Below are 18,549 nucleotides of genomic sequence, written 5' to 3'. Positions count from 1 at the left end.
ATGATGAAAAATTATAAATTTACAATTATTGCTAATAAATATGAGAATTCTCAATCATTAGCTAAGGAATTAAGGGCCAAGTTATTGGCCCTTAAAGCACTTGAAGATACTTCTTTTCCAGATATTGTTTTTATTATTGGTGGTGATGGAACATTTTTAAAAGCTGTTCATGATTATAATAATATACTCAATACTGTTAAGTTTGTTAGTTTTAAATGTGGTAATCTTGGTTTTTATGAAAACTTTTTAAACACAGAAGTTGACAAAGTATTAATGTGAATTGATAAAAATGATAATAATTTAATAGTAAATAAATTTTCATTATTAGAAGTAAATATTAATAATAAGATTTTATATGCTATTAATGAAGTTAAATTTGTTAATTTAACAACAACTCTTTCATGTCAAGTGTTAATTAATAATCAATTATTTGAAAACTTTCGTGGTTCTGGTTTAGTTATTGCAACAAGAACTGGTTCGACGGGTTTAATGAAATCACTTGGTGGTGCTGTTTTAATTTCAAATCATAACTTAATGCAATTTCATGAAATTGCTCCAGTAGCTAATAATAGTTATCGCAGTTTAAATTCACCACTAATTTTGGATGAAAATCATGAAATTACTTTGAAAAATATTCAAAAAGATAGTAAATTGAGTGATTTTGGAAAATTAATTGTTGATACTTTTGATTTTAATGATAAACTAAATGATAAGGTAACAATTAAATTATCAAAATTAACGTTACAAGTTTTAGAATATCGACTTAATCATTATTCTTTACTTGCTAAAGTAAAAAAAGCTTTTATTCAAGAAGATTAAGAAAATATTTAAAAATATATTAATTAAGGAAGGTAATCATGCCAATTTGACAAATAGTATTATTAGTTATTGCATTGTTATTTGCTGTGGCTAGTATTGGGATTTGAATATGAAATGTTAGTACAGCTAAAAAATTACGCAATCAACAAGAAAGTAGTTTAAAACCCATTAATAAACCACAAAAATTCCCATTTAAATTACAAAATTTTATTGTTGATTTAGGAGGAATTGATAATATTAAAGGGACAACAGCAACAGCAAATAAAATTAAGGTAGAGATTATTGATCATTCAAAAATTAATTTTAATAATCTTAAAAAAATTAAAAATCGTGGTATTTTAGACCAAGACGATAGTGTTAGTTTAGTCCTAGGAACTTATTGTAATAATTTAAGTATTGCTATTAATGATCTTATTAAATTAAATAATGAGAAATAAGTTATTTTTTGTAATATCCATAAATACCATTAATTAAAACATAAGTGTTAGTATAGCCCAATTCTCTGAGTGTTAGTGCAGCAGCAGTTGAACGATTTCCTGCATTACAAATAGTTATAATCACTTGATTTTTGCTTTCAATATATTTACTAGGATTTTTAATCAAATCATAGTAAGGAATATTAACAATATTAAGTTCACCATTATCATTTGTTATTTTTTTTAAAATTTGATATTCAGCAACATCACGAACATCAATAATTAAAGCTTTATTTTTAATTTTATCAAAGTCTTTATTTGAAATTGAAATTTCATTTTGTATTTTATGTTTAAACATAAGTTATGACCTCCTAAAATAAAATTGTTCTATAACTTATTTTAACATTTTATTATGCTATAATGCTCATAGTTGTGACAAAAAATGGAAGTTAAGGAGCAAAATAATGTTAAAAGAAAAATTCCTTTTTAAAGAAGGAAAATATGAATTAATTGTTGAATTAGGTACAATGGCTAATTTAGCAGAAAAATCAGTAAAAATTACTTATGGAAATACAGTTGTATTAACAACTGTATCTTATAATGAAGTTATTAATAATCAAGATTTTTTTCCATTACAAATAGTTTTTCAAGAAAAGTTATATTCAGTTGGTAAGATTCCAGGTGGTTTTTTAAAGCGTGAAGGTCGACCTAGTGAATATGCAACACTATGTGCTAGATTAATTGATCGTTCAATCCGTCCATTATTTCCAAAAGGTTTTGTTAATGAAGTACAAGTTGTAAATAATGTTTTTGCGTTAGATGATGCTTGTGATGTTAGAGTAAATGCAGCTTTTGGTACTTCACTTGCTTTAGGATTAAGTAGTTTGCCATTTCAGGGTCCTAGTGCTACTGTTGTTGTTGGTAAAATAAATGATGAACTTGTCCTTAATCCAACACAAGAGCAATTATTAAATTCAAAAATGGAATTGATTGTTGGTGGAACAAAAGATGCCATCAATATGGTTGAAGCTGGATGTCATGATATTTTAGAAAAAGATATGATTAAAGCATTAAAATTTGCACATGAACATATTATTAAATTAATAATTTTTCAAGAAAGTATCATTGAAAAATTAAAACCAAATAAATTTAAACCACAGTTAGCATTAATTCCTGTTAATATTGAACAATTTGTAGAAACAAATTGTCAATCACAAATTAGTAAAATTAGTACTACTGTTGATAAAAAAAGTCGAAGCAACTTGATTAAAAATTTAGTTGAAGAAACATTTCAAAGTTTTAAAAATGAATTTAATCAAGAAGTTTTAAATATTGGTGAAGAAACAACTATTCATAATTTACGCAAAAGTATTGATCAATTATTACAAAAAGCAATGCGTACTATGATTTTAAAAAATAATGTACGAGTTGATGGACGAAAAGCTGATGATATTAGAAAATTAACAAGTATGATTGATGTTTTACCTATTGTTCATGGTAGTGCAATGTTTACTCGTGGTGAAACACAAGTTTTATCAGTTTTAACGTTGGGTGCACTTGCTGAACATCAAATTATTGATGGATTAGGTAAAGAAGAGTATAAACGTTTTATTCATCATTATAATTTTCCTCCATTTTCTGTTGGTGAAACCGGAAGAATGGGTGTTCCTTCACGACGTGAGATTGGTCATGGCGCCCTTGGTGAAAAAGCATTATTACAAATTATTCCTCTTGAAAAAGATTTCCCTTATACAATTAGATTAGTATCAGAAGTATTAGCATCAAATGGTTCAACTTCACAAGCAGCAATTTGTGCTTCATCAATGGCATTAATGGCTGGTGGTGTACCAATTAGAGCTGCAATTGCTGGTATTGCCATGGGTTTAATTAAAGAAGAAAAAGATTTTACAATTTTAACTGACATTCAAGGATTAGAAGATCACTTAGGTGATATGGATTTTAAAGTGGCAGGAACAGCCAATGGTATTTGTGCTTTACAAATGGATATTAAAATTACTGGTATTGATTTTAATATTATTACACAAGCTTTGGAAAAAGCCAGAGTTGCGAGATTACAAGTATTAGCAAACATGAATGAAGTAATTAAAAAGCCTAGAACTACATTGGCACCTAATGCTCCAAAAATTATTCAAAAGTTAATTCCAATTGATAAAATTCGTGATATTATTGGTGTTGGTGGGAAAGTTATTAATAAAATTATTACCGACTGTGATAATGTTAAAATTGATATTGAAGATGATGGACGATTGATGATTTATCATAATGAACAATCAGCCATTGATAAAGCTTGACAAATTATTGAAAGTATTGTTAATCCTGTTCAAATTAAAATCGGTTCTGAATTTGATAGTAAAGTTGTAAAAATTGTTAATTTTGGTGTTTTTGTTAATTTACAAGATAAGATTGATGGTTTAATTCATATTTCAGAATTTTCAAAAAAATTTAATAAACGTATTGATAATTTAAATAATGTCGTTAAAATCAATGATATAATTAAAGTTCGAGTAATTAAAGTTGAAGATAATAGTAAGCTTAGCTTAGAAATTATTGATAAATAATTTGAAACTATTTTTAATGAAAATTAATTACAGTTTTATTATTAAATTAGTGTTAAAATACTAATAACATAATATAGCAGCATCTTGGGAATTTAAGTTAAAATTTTAATTTTTATGTTCTTCTAAGATATTAAATTTTATAAAATAAAAATAAAGAAAGTTGAAAACTGGTGAAAACATGGCAAAGATAAAAGTATTTGCTCTGGGTGGATTAGATGAACGTGGTAAAAACTTATATGTTGTTGAAGTAAATGATAAGATATTTGTATTTGATGCCGGCATTAGACTCCCAGAAAGAGAAATTTTAGGAATTGATATTATTATTCCAGATTATACATATTTAAAAGAAAATAAACATCGTATTCAAGGTATATTTATTTCAAAACCATCTGATGATGCTTTTGGAGCACTACCTTATATTTTAAAAGATTTTAATAAAATAAAACCCGAGTATAAAGTTCCAATCTTTACTAGTAAATTAACTGATTTTATGATTAAGCAGAAATTAGAACGTTTTCGTTTTATTAATCAAAATGAAATTATAATTAAAACTATTGAACCCGAACAAAAAGTATCATTTGGTAATGTTGTTGTTAAAACATTTAAAACAACTACTTCAATTCCAGGTAGTTTAGGTTTTGTTCTAACTGTAAATAATGGTGAAAATATTAAATTAAATGAAACAATTGTTTATACGGGTGATTATATTTTTGATGGTGAACATCGTAGTGATTTTACTACTGATATTCAACATTTAGCTAGTGTTTCTAAAAATGATGTTTTATTATTAATTAGTGAAGCAACATGTGCCAATAGAAAAGCTTTTACAGCTCCTAAGCATAAAATTCAAACTATTATTGAGCCAGTATTAAAAGAAGCACCAGGAAGGGTTATTCTTGCATGTTATGATCAAGATTTATATCGTGTTAGTGAAATTCTTAATGCTATTAAAGAAACTGACTCTAAACGTAAAATTGCAGTTTATGGTGCAACTTTATATGATATTTTATTAAAAGTTAATGATTTAAACGCTTTCAATATTGATAAATCACAAATTATTAATTTAGCACAAACAATTGGTACTAAAGATACAGTAATTATTGTTACTGGTAGTGGTGAACGTTTATTTACTAGAATGAATAAAATTGCTATTGGTAATGATGATTATTTAAAACTTGAATCGCAAGATACAATAATTTTAGCAACTCCACCAATTCCAGGAAATGAATTGGCTCATGCAGCCTTATTAGATGACTTAGCACGTACTGATGTTAAAGTTATTAATATATCAGAAAAACAAGCTTGAAGTTTAAATGCTTCTTATGAAGATATTAAGTTAATGGTTAATATTATTGAACCAAAATATTTTTTACCAGTTAAAGGTTTATATAAAGATTTTGTAGCAGCACAAGCAGCAGCCATTGATGCTGGTGTGTTACATAACAATGCTTTAATTCATGATAATGGTGAAGTTATTACTTTTGAAAATGGTAAATTAATTGATAATTTTGTTAAACAGTATGTTGCACGTCCTTCTCGTTTTAATGATAAAAATGCTACTAATAAAACAACAGATAACTTAATAAAAACTGGTGATGTATATGTAGATGGTATTGGTGTTGGTGATATTGGTTCAATTGTTATTAGTGAAAGAAAACAATTACAACGTGATGGTATTTTAATTACAGGAGTGACAATAAATCGTAAAACTAAAGAAATTGTTTCTTTAATTGATGCACAAATGCGTGGTGTTGTTTATTTAACTAATAATGAAGAAATGTTGAAAAAATTGCAAAACATTATTATTAATGTTATTGAAAAATATAAAACTAATACTGCTTTTAGTCTTAGTGAAGTTAAGACTAAAATGAAAAATGATTTACAAGATTATATTAAAAAAGAAACTGGTAAGTTACCTATGATTTTAACAGTTGTTAATGAAATTTAAGGTTAATGATAATATCATTAACCTTAAATTATATAATTTTTTCATATTTAAACTAATTTTAAAATTTATATAATGTTTACTAAATTAGAACCAGTTTAGAAAAATACTAAAGACTATTGAAAATCAATTTAAAATAATTTATAGTGCATTTAGTAAAAAAACATGAAAATTATTGCTGGAAAATTTGAAAGTAATAAAAAAATTTCTTCAACTTGTATATTAGTTTCGGTTGAAGAAATTTTTTATTTTATTAATTAAAAATCCAATAACTTTGTAAACTACATTATATAAATTAATAGAAAAATTTAAAATTTAAAAATTTCATGGATTATAATGCCCTTTACCTTTTATTTTTGCTGCATTTTCTGCTTCTGCACGTTCTCTTTTTTGCCTTTCATCTTCTTCAGCTGCTCTGGCACGTTCTCTTAATTCTTTAGCTCTATCTTCTTTTAATTTTTCTTGAAAAATTTTTTCTCGTTTTGCTTCTCTTTCTATTCTTTGTTTTTCCATATATTCATTTGCTTCTTTTACACGTTGGCTTTCTTCTTCGGCTTTTCTATTTTTTTCTTCTCTTTCTCTTTCTTCTTTTTGTTTTTGGCTTTCTTCTCTTTCGGCTTTTAATCTAGCTTGGTCTCTTTCAATTTTTCGTAGTTGTTCTGCTTGTTTTTCGGCTTCTCTTTGTCTTTCTTTTTTTTCTTGTTCTTCTTTTTGTCTTTTTCTTTCTTCTCTTTCGGCTTTTAATTTAGCTTGGTCTCTTTCAATTTTTCGTAGTTGTTCTGCTTGTTTTTCGGCTTCTTTTTGTCTTTCTTGTTCTTCTTTTTATTTTTATTAAAACCTCACATTGTTTATGTCCCCTTTAAAATTAGAAAATAAAAACCCATTTTACTTTAAATGAAGCAAAGGGTAAAACTTATATTAAGTTTACAATGATTATATAATATTATATAAATTAATTGTTAAATAAATATAAATAAGAAAAATGATTTATTTTAAATTTTTAAAATCTAGAAAATAATGAATATGAAATTTAAATAATACATTTTTTATGATAAAAGTATTAAAAAAATATTATTGTTCTTTTGCAATAATAAATCAAAAATCGATTATAGAAAGATATTACATATATCAATTATGTTATACTATTTTTATAAGTTATTTTGTGGAGACTGTTAAGAGGTGATATTCTTATGATTAAAAATGGCATTAAAATATCAAAATCTCAATCTTGTGGTGATGAAGTTGGGTTACTTTTTTTCTTATTAGTAATCTTCTTTTTCCTAATAGTTAGTTTAACTAGATTTTCAATAATTGGTAAAGTACTTGATGATTTTCTTTTTTCTTTTTTATTTGGATGAGTGAAATATGCTGTTTATTTCTTTCTTTTTTTAATGATTATTCCTTTAGCTTTTGGTTATCGCATGCAATTTAAATTGAAGTATATTTTTGTTACTTTTTTATTTTTAGTGATTAGTTGTTGGACAACACAAACTTTAACTTTAATAATTTTAGGAAAGAATAATTTATGAACTAGTTATTATAATTTAAACCTATTAAATATTAGTGAAATATACGTTAAAACATGATGAAATACAAATGCTATAAATAATTATCTAGGTTTTTTTGCTTCACCAATTTCTTTTAAAGACTTTAGTGTTGAAACCTTTTTTCCAGCATATGCTACTGGTGGCATTATTAGTAATGTTTTAATAGGTATTTTTAATTATGGTTTTTTTGTTACTAATTTAATTGCAAACTTTATTAGTATTTTTTCTTTAACTTGTTTATTTATTTTTAATAAACCTTTTATTTTCTTTAGCAAAATGAAACAAATTATTAAACAAATTATTATTAATAATAAAAATAAAAAGCAAAAAAATAAAATAAATGCTGATTTAAAACAAAAACATATTAAGTTAAAAAAAGAAAAATTATTAATTGATAAACAAGTTAAAAAATCTTTTAGAAAAGAAAATAATTTTAATAAGGAATCAAAGAAGGAACCACCTATATCACCAGTAAAAAAAGCAGAAATAAAACAAAATGAAATAAAACAAAATGAAATAAAACAAAATGAAATAAAACAAAATGAAATAAAACAAAATGAAATAAAACAAAATGAAATAAAACAAAATGATAATAGTGACATTATCAATAAACCTTCTTCACCTATTGTTTATTTTAATGAAAATAGTTATTTAACTCCTTTTGGAAAAATTGACCCTGAAAAACAAAAAGATGTAATGAGTAATAGCAAAGGTACTCTGGTAGTTAAAAAAAGTTTAGAAGATAGTATTTTAAATCGTGAAATTATTAATGATAACGAGACTATTATTAATAACGAATCATAAGTAATTAATAATGAATAAAATTAAGAGTTTACTTTAGGATAAAACATTATATTAATGTTAAAATCAAAGTATCTTTTAATTTGTTAATAAATTTAGGTGAACTAATGGCAGAAAAATCTTTACTACAAATGAAAATTAAACTTTTACCTAATATTGCTGGATGCTATTTATTTAAAGATATACATAATAATTTAATTTATGTTGGTAAAGCTAATTCATTAAAAAAACGAGTAACTTCATATTTAAATAAAGCCAGTAATTTTAAAACAATGTTATTAGTTAATGATATTCATGATGTTGAATACATTACGACATCTAATGAAAAAGAGGCTTTAATTTTAGAACAAACATTGATTAAAAAACATCATCCTAAATATAATATTTTGTTAGCAGATGATAAAAAATATCCTTATATTCAAATCACTAATAATCGTGATCCACAATATCGTTATGTACGTAGTGCTACTAAAAAAGAGGGACATTATTATGGACCATTTCCCGATGGTACTGGTGCGCGTGAAATTTTAAAGTTATTGGAACGAATTTTTCCATTACGAAAATGTGCTGGTAATCTTGGTAAACCTTGTTTATATTATCATTTACAGCAATGTTCTGGCGCTTGTTTTAAATCAGTACCTATTACTTATTATGAAGATATGATTAGTAAAATTGATCAATTTTTCAAAGGGAATGTTACTGCTGTTAAAAAAATATTAATTAATAATATGAATATTAGTGTTGAAAACTTACAATTTGAAAATGCTAATCGTATTAAAATTTTGTTATCAAAAATAGATCTATTTTTATCACAACAAGTTGTTGAGTTTCAAGATTATGGAAATCGCGATTTTATTAATTTTTTAATTGAAGATGAAATGGTTGTTTTAATTAATTTATTTTATCGTAATGGTAAATTGCAAGCTAAAGATGAACAAATAGTTCAAAATAATTACTTAGAAATTCAAGATTTAATTCGTAATTATTGTCAACAACTATATAGTAAAAATACATTGCCAAATGAAATATATTTACCATCAAATATTGATTTAAAACAATTAAAATTATTATTTCCACAAATAAAATTTATTAATCCAATTAAAGGAACAAAAGAACATATTTTAACATTGGCAAAAACCAATGCCATTTATGCATGAAATAATTATTTACAGACTAATCAGTTTAATGCGCCGTTAAATATGATGAAAGTATTATCACAATGATTAAAAATTCCTAATTTAAATCATTTAGAGGTTTTTGATGTTTCTAATCTTCAACAAAGTGCTAGTGTTGGTGGTATGATTGTTTATAAGAATGGTAATCCTAGTTTTAATGATTATCGCAAATTTTTATTAGATCCAAAAATTGTTGATGATTATCATCGTTTTTGTGAAATGATTTATCGTAGATATCATCACTTAGTTATTAATAAATTGCCACTTCCTGATTTAATTATTGTTGATGGTGGAAAACCACAAATTAGTGCTACATTAGAACAACTAACATTATTAAACTTAACAATTCCTATTATTGGATTAGTTAAAAATAAAAAACATCAAACTGATAAAATTATAAATGATAAAATGCAAATTATTAATATTCCTAAGACTGATGCTTGTTTTTTATTTTTGAGTAAATTACAAGATCAAGTTCATAATTATGCAATTAAATATCATAAAGCAAAGCGAAGTCAATCAATGATAAGTAGTGTTTTATCATCAGTACCAGGAATTGGTTTACAATTACAAAATAAAATATTACAGCAATTTCCAACTTGACAATTATTGCAAAATGCTACAAAAACAGAACTTTCATCATTAGTTAAATCAAAAGTAATTTTAGAAAAACTATGAAAAGAATTACATAGTTTTGAATAATATGTTATTAAGAAATAAATAATAACGTAAATAAGATATTTATCTAAGTTACTAATGTAAAAATATCAAAAGTTAGATAAAAAATATCTTAATGTTTTAAGATATTGAAAATTTTAACGTATTGCTTTCGTTTGTGAAAGAATTTTGCATTTGTAAATCGATACTACTAATATGTTCTCAACTCTCAATACTATTTTTATCTTTTGGCATATAATAGTCAATAATTTTTTTTCTATTTTCACTAGCATTTTTATTAATTTCTTTTTTTTCAATTGGATTTCAATTTGGAGATGAAGGAATTAATTGTTTTATAAATACTTTATTTTTATAAGTTAATTGATGTTCTTTTTTAATAGTCAAAGTATTTTTTGGTTGTAATAACATACAAGCATGATTTCATGCCGAATTTCCCGAATTATCTTGATAATCAATATCAACTGGTCATTCATTTATTAAATAAGTTACTAATTTTTGTCAATCATTTAATACTGCTATATGTAATAATGAATAATTTTCTTTTCCAAACTTTAGAATATTAATAAAATCTTTTTTTAGAGAATGATTATTAAGTTCTGAATTAATATTTTTAAGTTTTTGATTTAAATTATGTTTATAGTTATCAATGATTTCAATAATTTCTTCTTGATTATTTTTTCAAATTTCATTATCATTTTGATTATCTTTTATTTCATTATTTTTTTTTAGTTGTTCATTTAAAACATTATTAATGTTTAGTATCATTTCTTTAGCATTTATTAAATTTTCTGCCTTTAGTTGATTTATTTGCTTGATTATTCTTGCTATTTTTATATGGTTATTTTTATTGGCCATCATTAAAGCTGTATTACCATTTTGATTTGCATAATTAAGATTAGCGTTATTTTCTATTAAACTATTAACAATTTTTAAAAAACCATTTTCAGCAGCTAAGATTAAAGCCGTATCACCAACTTGATTTGTATGATTAACATTGGCGCCATTTTTTATTAAAGCATTAGTAATTTCTAAAAAACCATTTTCAGCAGCTATCATTAAAGGACTGTAACCAGATTGATCTGAATAATTAACATTAACATTTTTTGCTAGTAAAGTGTTAACTATTTCCAAATAACCTTTTCAAGTACTTCATATTAAAGCTGTATCACCTTTTTCATTTACATAATTAATATTGGTATTATTAAACTATTAACTATATTTAGATAACCATTTCGCGCGCTTCATATTAAAGCATTATTATTTATTTGATTTGTATGATCGGCATTAGCATTATGCGCTATTATAACATTAGCTATATCTAAATATCCGTTTGTAGCGGCTCACTTGAAAGCAGTGTAACCTTCTATATTTTCATGATTAATATTAATATTATGTTGCATTATTAAGCTATTAACAATATTTAAGTGTCCGTTTCTGGCGGCTCATATTAAAGCTGTATCACCATAACGATTTTCATGATTAATATTAGCAAAATTATCGATTAAGAGATTAATGATTTCATGGTGTCCGTTTCTGGCAGCTAAGATTAAAACGGTTTCATCATTATCTTCATTTATATGATTAACATTGGCATTATGTGTTATTAATACATTAACGATATTTAAGTGTCCGTTTTTAGCAGCTAAGATTAAAGCAGTTTCATTACCATTATTTTCATGATTAATATTAGCGTTATTTTCTATTAGTGTATTAACTATTTCAATATGATTATTTTCAGCAGCTAATAATAAAGCAGTATTACCAAATATATTAGCATGATTAATATTAGCATCATTTTCTAGTAAAGTTTTAACGATATTTAAGTGTCCATTTCAGGCGGCTAGTGTTAAAGCACTAAAATTATTTATAGTTAAATAATTAACATCAGCACAATTATTTATCAGTAAAATATTAATTGTATCTAAATCGCCATTTCAAGCACTATTTCTTAATTTTTCATTTAAATCGTCATTCATTTTTTTACTCCTTTAACAATAAAAAACCCATTTATTTTGTAAACATTAAAATAAGTAAGCGATAAAATTCTATAATTTTTATAAGATTATTATATTTATTTTTTTTATGATTCAAATATTAACTTTTAATTAATTTAAAAGTTAATAGTTTTTTTATATTTATTTTTATAGCTGTTTTATTAATAATTAAAAATTATTAGTTAAATATTTATTTTAAATGTATTATCTTAAATTTTGTATAGAAACCTTTAACTTTAAATTATAAAATTGATTTAGTTCTTTTATCGACATTATCTTTAAATAAATAAATATATGATAAAATTAAAATGAAATAAATTGTAGTAAGGAGTTTTTTTCATGGCAAATAAACCAAAAAACAGTGTTTATAATGAATCATCAATTCAAATTTTAGAAGGTCTAGAAGCAGTTAGAAAAAGACCTGGAATGTATATTGGTTCTACTGATAATCGTGGTCTTCATCATCTAGTTTGAGAAATTGTTGATAATGGTATTGATGAAGCATTAGCTGGTTTTTGTACTAGTATTGTTGTTACTATTAATGTTGATAAGTCAGTTACTGTTGAAGACAATGGTCGTGGTGTTCCAACTGGTATGCATGCTTCAAAAAAAAGTACTCCCGAAGTTATTTATACGGTTTTACATGCTGGTGGAAAATTTGACACTAATAGTTATAAAACCTCGGGTGGTTTACATGGCGTTGGTGCTTCAGTAGTAAATGCTTTAAGTAATTGAATGATTGTTACTATTCATCGTGATAAAAAAATTCATGAAATTAAATTTAAAAATGGTGGTAAGATTGATCAAAGTTTAAAAATGATTGGTAACACTTATAAAACAGGAACTAGGGTACAATTTTTACCTGATTTTCATCGTGTTTTTCTAGGTTGTGATTGAAATGTTCATTTATTTGAACAACATTTACGTGAAAGTGCTTTTTTAATTAATGATTTAAGTATTCAATTAATTGATAAGAGGACAGGTACTGAAGAAACTTTTCATTATGAAAATGGCTTAGTTGCTTTTATGCAATATTTAAATAAAGATAAAAAAAATTTATCACCAATTGTTAGTTTAAAAGGTAAACAAAATAATATTGACGTTGAAATTGTATTACAATATACGGAAGATTATAGCGAAACGTTAGTAGGGTTTGCCAATAACGTTAAAACTGTTGATGGTGGAAGTCATTTAGTTGGTTTTAAAAGTGGTTTAACAAAAGCTATTAATGAATATGCAAGAAAACAAGAATTATTAAAAGCAAAAGATAAAAATTTAGAAGGTAATGATTTGCGAGAAGGTTTGGTTGCTATTGTTTCGTTGCGTATTCCTGAAAATTTAATTCAATACGAAGGTCAAACAAAAGGTAAATTAGGAACGCCCGAAGCAAGAATTGTTGTTGATAATATTGTTAATGAAAGATTTTCATTTTGACTTCACGAAAATAGTGATGCTGCTAAAAAAATTATTGATAAAGCCATTAAGGCTCGTGATATTCGTAATGCTTTAAGAAAAGAACGTGAATCATTGCGTAATAAAAGTAAAGATACGCAAAAATTTTTAGTAGGTAAATTGGTGCCCGCACAAAGTAAAAATCCTAATATTAATGAATTATTTTTAGTGGAAGGAGATTCCGCTGGTGGCAGTGCCAAGTCAGGTCGTGATCGTAAGTTCCAAGCGATATTACCGTTAAAAGGAAAAGTAATTAATGCCGAAAAAACTAAAGTAATTGATCTTTTTAATAATGAGGAAATTAGTATGATTATTAATGCGATTGGTGCTGGTGTTGGTAACGAATTTAGTATTGAAAATTGTAATTATAATAAAGTCATTATTATGACTGATGCCGATACTGATGGTGCCCATATTCAAATTTTATTACTAACTTTTTTCTATCGTTATATGCGAGATTTAATTACTTCGGGTAATATTTATATTGCATTACCGCCTTTATTTAAAATTTCTTTTAAAGAAGAAGAGCAAGAGAAACATGTATATGTTTGAAATGAGTTAGAATTAAAAGATAAAGTTGAAACAATTAAAGGTAAATATGACCTGCAACGTTATAAAGGTTTAGGAGAAATGAATGCTGAACAATTATGAGAAACAACTATGGACCCAAACGTCCGTCAATTAATTAAAATTACTATTGAGGATGCTCTATCAGCAGAAACAGAAATTCAAATATTAATGGGTGATAAACCAGAAAAAAGACGAAAATGAATTGAAGAAAATATTTCTTTTGAAGCTAGTGATTATTAAGAAAAAAAGGAGTTTATAAGTTATGAATAGTAAAGAAGAGATTCAACAAAATAATGAACAAATTTTATCTTATCCTATTGATGATATTGTTGCAGAACGTTTTGGTCGATATGCCAAATATATTATTTTAGAACGAGCATTGCCCGATGTCCGTGATGGTTTGAAGCCAGTTCAACGTCGAATTTTGCATGCTATGAATGATTTGGGTTTAACCAATGATAAAGCATATAAAAAAGCAGCTCGTGTTGTTGGAGAAGTAATTGGTAAATATCATCCTCATGGTGATACAGCGGTTTATGCTGCGATGTGTAGAATGGCACAAGAGTGAAAGGTAGCATGACCATTAGTACAAATGCACGGTAATAAAGGTTCAATTGATGGTGATAATCCTGCTGCGATGCGATATACAGAAGCACGTTTATCATTAATTTCAGAATTATTACTGAAGGATATTAAGAAAAATACTATTAGTTTAATTAAAAATTTTGATGAATCAGAAACAGAACCAACAGTTTTACCTGCCTATTTTCCAAATTTATTAGTAAATGGTGCTTCTGGAATTGCCGTTGGAATGGCAACTAATATTCCACCTCATAATTTACAAGAAGTAATTAATGCAATTGTCATGAGAATTAATAATCCACAATGTAATTTAAGCGAATTAATGCGTGTTATTAAGGGTCCTGACTTTCCAACCGGAGGAATTATTCAAGGGATTAAAGGTATTAAAGAAGCTTATCGTTCTGGTAAGGGGCGAATTGCAATTCGTGCCAAAACTCATATTAATAATGAAGGTGAAATTCCACAAATAATTATTACCGAAATTCCATTTGAAGTTATTAAACAAGATTTAATTAAAAAAATTGATGATGTTAAAACATTAGCAAAAATTCATGGTATTAAAGAAGTACGTGATGAAACGGATCGTTTTGGTTTACGAATAGTTATTGATTTAGTAGAAGATAGTAAACCACAAGAAATTTTAAATTATTTATTTAAAAATACCAATTTACAAATTTATTATAACTTTAATTTAGTAGCAATTGCTAACAAAAAACCAGTACAAATGAGTTTAATTAATATGTTAGATTTTTATATTAATCATCAAATTGATGTTGTTACTAAGCGTTCACAATATGACTTAGCACAATTAGAACGAAGATTAGAGATTGTTAATGGTTTAGTTATTGCATTAAGTGAAGTTGATAAAGTAATTAAAATTATTAGAACATCAACTGACCGTATGCAAGCAAAATTAAATTTAATATCAGCTTTTAATTTTACTGATATTCAAGCAGAAGCAATTGTACAATTGCGTTTATATCGTTTAACTGCTACTGATATTCAATCATTAGTTTTAGAAAAAGCAGATATTGAAAGTAAAATTATTGTTTTACAAGAAATTCTTAATAATGAAAATTCACTACGTCAAGTTATTATTACTGAGTTAGAACAAATTAATTCTCATTTTTCTGGATTAAGAAAATCACAAATTCAAGGTGAAATTTCTGAAATTACAATTGATGAAAAAGCAACATTGCGACAAGAAAATGTATTTGTTAGTATTAGTTATGATGGTTGAATTAAGGTAATAAGTAGTAAAGTATTTTTACAAAATCTTGATAATCAAGATTTTGGGCGTAAGCCAAATGATGTTATTATTGGTGGAGCAATGTTCAATAATTTTAATAATTTATTATTTTTTACAAATAAAGGTAATTATTTTTTAATACCAATTTTTAAATTAGAAGAAAATAAATGGAAAGATAATGGTATTCATGTTAATACGTTATGTAAACTTGAAGGAAATGAAAAAATTATTAGTGTTGCGCAAGTTAATAGTTTTGAACAGCCAAATGTAAATATAGTAGTCGCTACTAGATATGGTTTAATTAAAAGAATGCCACTTTTAGAGTTAGCAACTACCAGATTTAATAAAACCGCCAAATATGTTAAGTTAAAAGAGAACGATAGTGTTATTAGTGTTAATAGTACTACCGGTCATGATTTTATTGTTATTAGTACTCGCAAGGGTATGACTTTAAAATATTTAGAAACGAAAGTTCCATTATTAACTAAAACTGCAACAGGTGTTAAAGCTTTGAAAATTAATTCTGAAGAAGATGAAGTGGTAGGAATGGCTTGTGGTAATAGTAATGATATTTATGCAATGTTAACATCAGTTGGAACAATTAAACGAATGTTATTCAATACTATTGAACAAACTTCACGAACAACAAAAGGTAATAAAGTAATAAAAGTTCCTAAAAGTAAAAGTATTAGTATTATTAAAACTTTCTTATCACCAGCAACATCTTTTATTAATATATTAACGAAAAAAGAAAAATGATTAGTGATTAAAGCAAGTGACATTAATCTTAGCAAGGTAAATGAAGGAACTGGCAAAGTAGTTGCTGATGATATTATTGCTGGCGGTAGTAATTTAGTGATTGATTTAAAAACTGATGTTATTGATGCTGATATATCATCAATATCAGAAAATTTTGATGGAAAAGAAAGCAACAATGGTATTTAAAATAAACTTTTTTGTTGAAAATTATGGACTTTTTAAAGAATTAGTTTTTTTGATTTTCATAATATAAATTTAAATAATAATTTTAGTTAAGAGTGAATAGGATATGACTTATATCAATGCTATAATTATTGCTATAATTATTATGGTAGTGATTTAAGGAGGAAGTATAGATGACAAATAATATTATTAAATATCAATCTCTAATTAATGGTGACTTGTATGAAAATGGTAATTGAATATCAGTTATCAATCCCACCACTAATAAAATAGCAGGCCAAGTTCCTGCCTTAACTAAAGTTGAAATTAAAAAAGTATATGAATCTGCAAAATTTGCTCAAAAAAATTGAGAACAAATGCCTATTTTAAAAAGAATTTCTTTTTTAAATTCTTGAAAACAATTAATTATTCGCGATAAATTAATACTTGCTGAATTAATGACTAATGAAATTGCTAAAGGCACAAAAGCAGCTTGCAGTGAAATTGATAGAACAGTTGAATATATTGAATATACTTTACAAGAAGCATTACGTCTTCATCCTGAATCTTATACAGGTGATAGTTGAGGAAGTATGAACAAATTAGCTGTTTTTGAATACGTACCAAAAGGAATTGTTCTTGCTATTTCCCCTTTTAATTATCCGATAAATTTATCAGTCTCTAAAATATTTCCAGCACTTGTGACTGGTAATAGTGTTGTTTTTAAACCCGCAACACAAGGATCATTGGTGGGATTACACTTAGCTAAATTAGCTAAAGAAGCTAACATTCCTAATGGTGTTTTTAATGCTATAAGTGGTAAAGGTAGTGAAATTGGTGATAGTTTAGTTGAAAATGAAGCAATTAATGTTATTTCTTTTACTGGTAGTGCTGTTGTTGGTAATCGTATTTCACAGAAATCTTTAAAAGCTGATTTGATTTTAGAATTAGGAGGTAAAGATCCAGCAATAGTGCTTAATGATGCTGATCTTGAAGATACAGCAACCAAAATCATTAAAGGTGCATTTAGTTATTCAGGACAACGCTGTACTGCTATTAAAAGAGTGTTAGTACAAAGAACAATTAGTAGCAAATTAATTCCAATTTTAAAAGAAAAAGTTGAAAAGTTAACTGTTGGTTTGCCCACAGATGATTGTGATATTACTCCTGTTATTGATCAACCAACAGTTGATAATGCTAAAAAATTAATTAAAGATGCTTTAGATAAAGGAGCCAATTGTTTAGTTGGTAATAAATTTAAAGAAAATTTAATGTGACCAACTATTATTACTGACGTAACAACAAAAATGAATTTAGCATGAGAAGAACCTTTTGCACCATTGTTGCCGATTATTATTTTTGATGAAGTAAAAGAAGCAATTAATATTGCAAATGATTCACAATATGGTTTACAAGCTTCTGTTTTTACTACTAATATTAATAGTGCAATGAGTATTGCTAAATTATTAGAAGTTGGAAGTGTTAATATTAACGATCAGTCACAACGTGGTCCCGATCACTTTTCTTTTGTTGGTGTTAAGGATTCGGGTCTTGGCGTACAAGGTATTCGTCCTTCGTTACTTGCTTTTACTAGACCAAAAGGGATTGTTATTAATTGAAAAACAAAAATTTAAAAGAAAAAATAAAACTTATTTTAATAAAAAAATAAGTTTTATTTTTTTATTAAAATAGTGGTAAGATAAAAATGTAATAAATTTTTGTCCTTGTTAATTAGATTTTTATTTTTTTAACATTCTTATATAAAAAGCATAATAAAAATATTACATATCATTGTAACTTTTATTTTAAAAAGTAAGTTAT

The 18,549-nt window shown here is 25.6% G+C and carries 13 protein-coding genes; 9 read left to right on the top strand and 4 right to left on the bottom strand.

Going from position 1 to position 18,549, the window contains the following annotated elements:
- The first annotated feature begins 3 nt into the window (after window positions 1-3).
- Together AACK96_RS05865 and AACK96_RS05860 are read left to right on the top strand one after the other, a co-directional pair.
- Window positions 4-819 (top strand): NAD(+)/NADH kinase, encoded by an 816-nt coding sequence (locus tag AACK96_RS05865; RefSeq protein WP_338960695.1) that lies wholly within the window; start codon window positions 4-6, stop codon window positions 817-819.
- A gap of 38 nt (window positions 820-857) precedes the next feature.
- Entirely contained in the window at window positions 858-1,256 is a 399-nt protein-coding gene (locus AACK96_RS05860) for a hypothetical protein (protein WP_281749171.1), read from the top strand.
- Window position 1,257: 1 nt separating this feature from the next.
- On the opposite strand, the gene AACK96_RS05855 is transcribed toward AACK96_RS05860, so the two are convergent.
- Window positions 1,258-1,593: a rhodanese-like domain-containing protein gene (locus tag AACK96_RS05855; RefSeq protein WP_281749170.1), complete on the bottom strand. Its 336-nt coding sequence runs from the start codon at window positions 1,591-1,593 to the stop codon at window positions 1,258-1,260.
- Window positions 1,594-1,699: 106 nt separating this feature from the next.
- On the opposite strand from AACK96_RS05855, the gene AACK96_RS05850 reads away from it, so the two are divergent.
- On the top strand, window positions 1,700-3,814 hold the full coding sequence (locus tag AACK96_RS05850; protein WP_338973823.1) for a polyribonucleotide nucleotidyltransferase: 2,115 nt from the start codon (window positions 1,700-1,702) through the stop codon (window positions 3,812-3,814).
- A 178-nt stretch (window positions 3,815-3,992) separates the two neighbouring features.
- A complete protein-coding gene (locus tag AACK96_RS05845) occupies window positions 3,993-5,762 on the top strand; it encodes a ribonuclease J (protein ID WP_338973821.1) in 1,770 nt (589 codons plus the stop codon).
- 312 nt (window positions 5,763-6,074) lie between these two features.
- Here AACK96_RS05845 and AACK96_RS05840 read toward each other — a convergent pair whose 3' ends face one another.
- Window positions 6,075-6,272, bottom strand: coding sequence for a hypothetical protein (locus AACK96_RS05840; RefSeq protein WP_338973819.1), 198 nt, complete (start codon window positions 6,270-6,272; stop codon window positions 6,075-6,077).
- Between the two features lie 677 nt (window positions 6,273-6,949).
- On the opposite strand from AACK96_RS05840, the gene AACK96_RS05835 reads away from it, so the two are divergent.
- Window positions 6,950-8,110, top strand: coding sequence for a hypothetical protein (locus AACK96_RS05835; protein ID WP_338973817.1), 1,161 nt, complete (start codon window positions 6,950-6,952; stop codon window positions 8,108-8,110).
- A 104-nt stretch (window positions 8,111-8,214) separates the two neighbouring features.
- Window positions 8,215-9,984, top strand: coding sequence for an excinuclease ABC subunit UvrC (uvrC, locus tag AACK96_RS05830; RefSeq protein ID WP_338973815.1), 1,770 nt, complete (start codon window positions 8,215-8,217; stop codon window positions 9,982-9,984).
- Window positions 9,985-10,080: 96 nt separating this feature from the next.
- Here the strand turns inward: uvrC and AACK96_RS05825 are convergent, their stop codons facing one another.
- Complete coding sequence (locus tag AACK96_RS05825) at window positions 10,081-11,091, bottom strand: ankyrin repeat domain-containing protein (protein ID WP_338973813.1); 1,011 nt, start codon at window positions 11,089-11,091, stop codon at window positions 10,081-10,083.
- Between the two features lie 47 nt (window positions 11,092-11,138).
- Complete coding sequence (locus AACK96_RS05820) at window positions 11,139-11,936, bottom strand: ankyrin repeat domain-containing protein (RefSeq protein ID WP_338973812.1); 798 nt, start codon at window positions 11,934-11,936, stop codon at window positions 11,139-11,141.
- A 357-nt stretch (window positions 11,937-12,293) separates the two neighbouring features.
- Between AACK96_RS05820 and parE the strand changes: the two genes are divergently transcribed.
- The 3 genes from parE (at window position 12,294) to AACK96_RS05805 (ending at window position 18,362) form a co-directional block, all read left to right on the top strand.
- Complete coding sequence (gene parE / locus AACK96_RS05815; RefSeq protein ID WP_338960672.1) at window positions 12,294-14,216, top strand: DNA topoisomerase IV subunit B; 1,923 nt, start codon at window positions 12,294-12,296, stop codon at window positions 14,214-14,216.
- Window positions 14,217-14,238: 22 nt separating this feature from the next.
- Window positions 14,239-16,752, top strand: coding sequence for a DNA topoisomerase IV subunit A (gene parC / locus AACK96_RS05810; protein ID WP_338973810.1), 2,514 nt, complete (start codon window positions 14,239-14,241; stop codon window positions 16,750-16,752).
- A gap of 170 nt (window positions 16,753-16,922) precedes the next feature.
- Entirely contained in the window at window positions 16,923-18,362 is a 1,440-nt protein-coding gene (locus AACK96_RS05805) for an NADP-dependent glyceraldehyde-3-phosphate dehydrogenase (RefSeq protein WP_338973808.1), read from the top strand.
- Window positions 18,363-18,549 lie beyond the last annotated feature (187 nt).

The sequence above is a fragment of the Spiroplasma endosymbiont of Tricholauxania praeusta genome (genome assembly GCF_964019535.1).
GTDB classification, from domain to species: Bacteria; Bacillota_I; Bacilli_A; order Mycoplasmatales; family VBWQ01; genus Spiroplasma_E; species Spiroplasma_E ixodetis_A.
The sequence above is the reverse complement of the archived record's forward strand: the minus strand, read 5'-3'. Positions and strand labels throughout refer to the sequence as shown.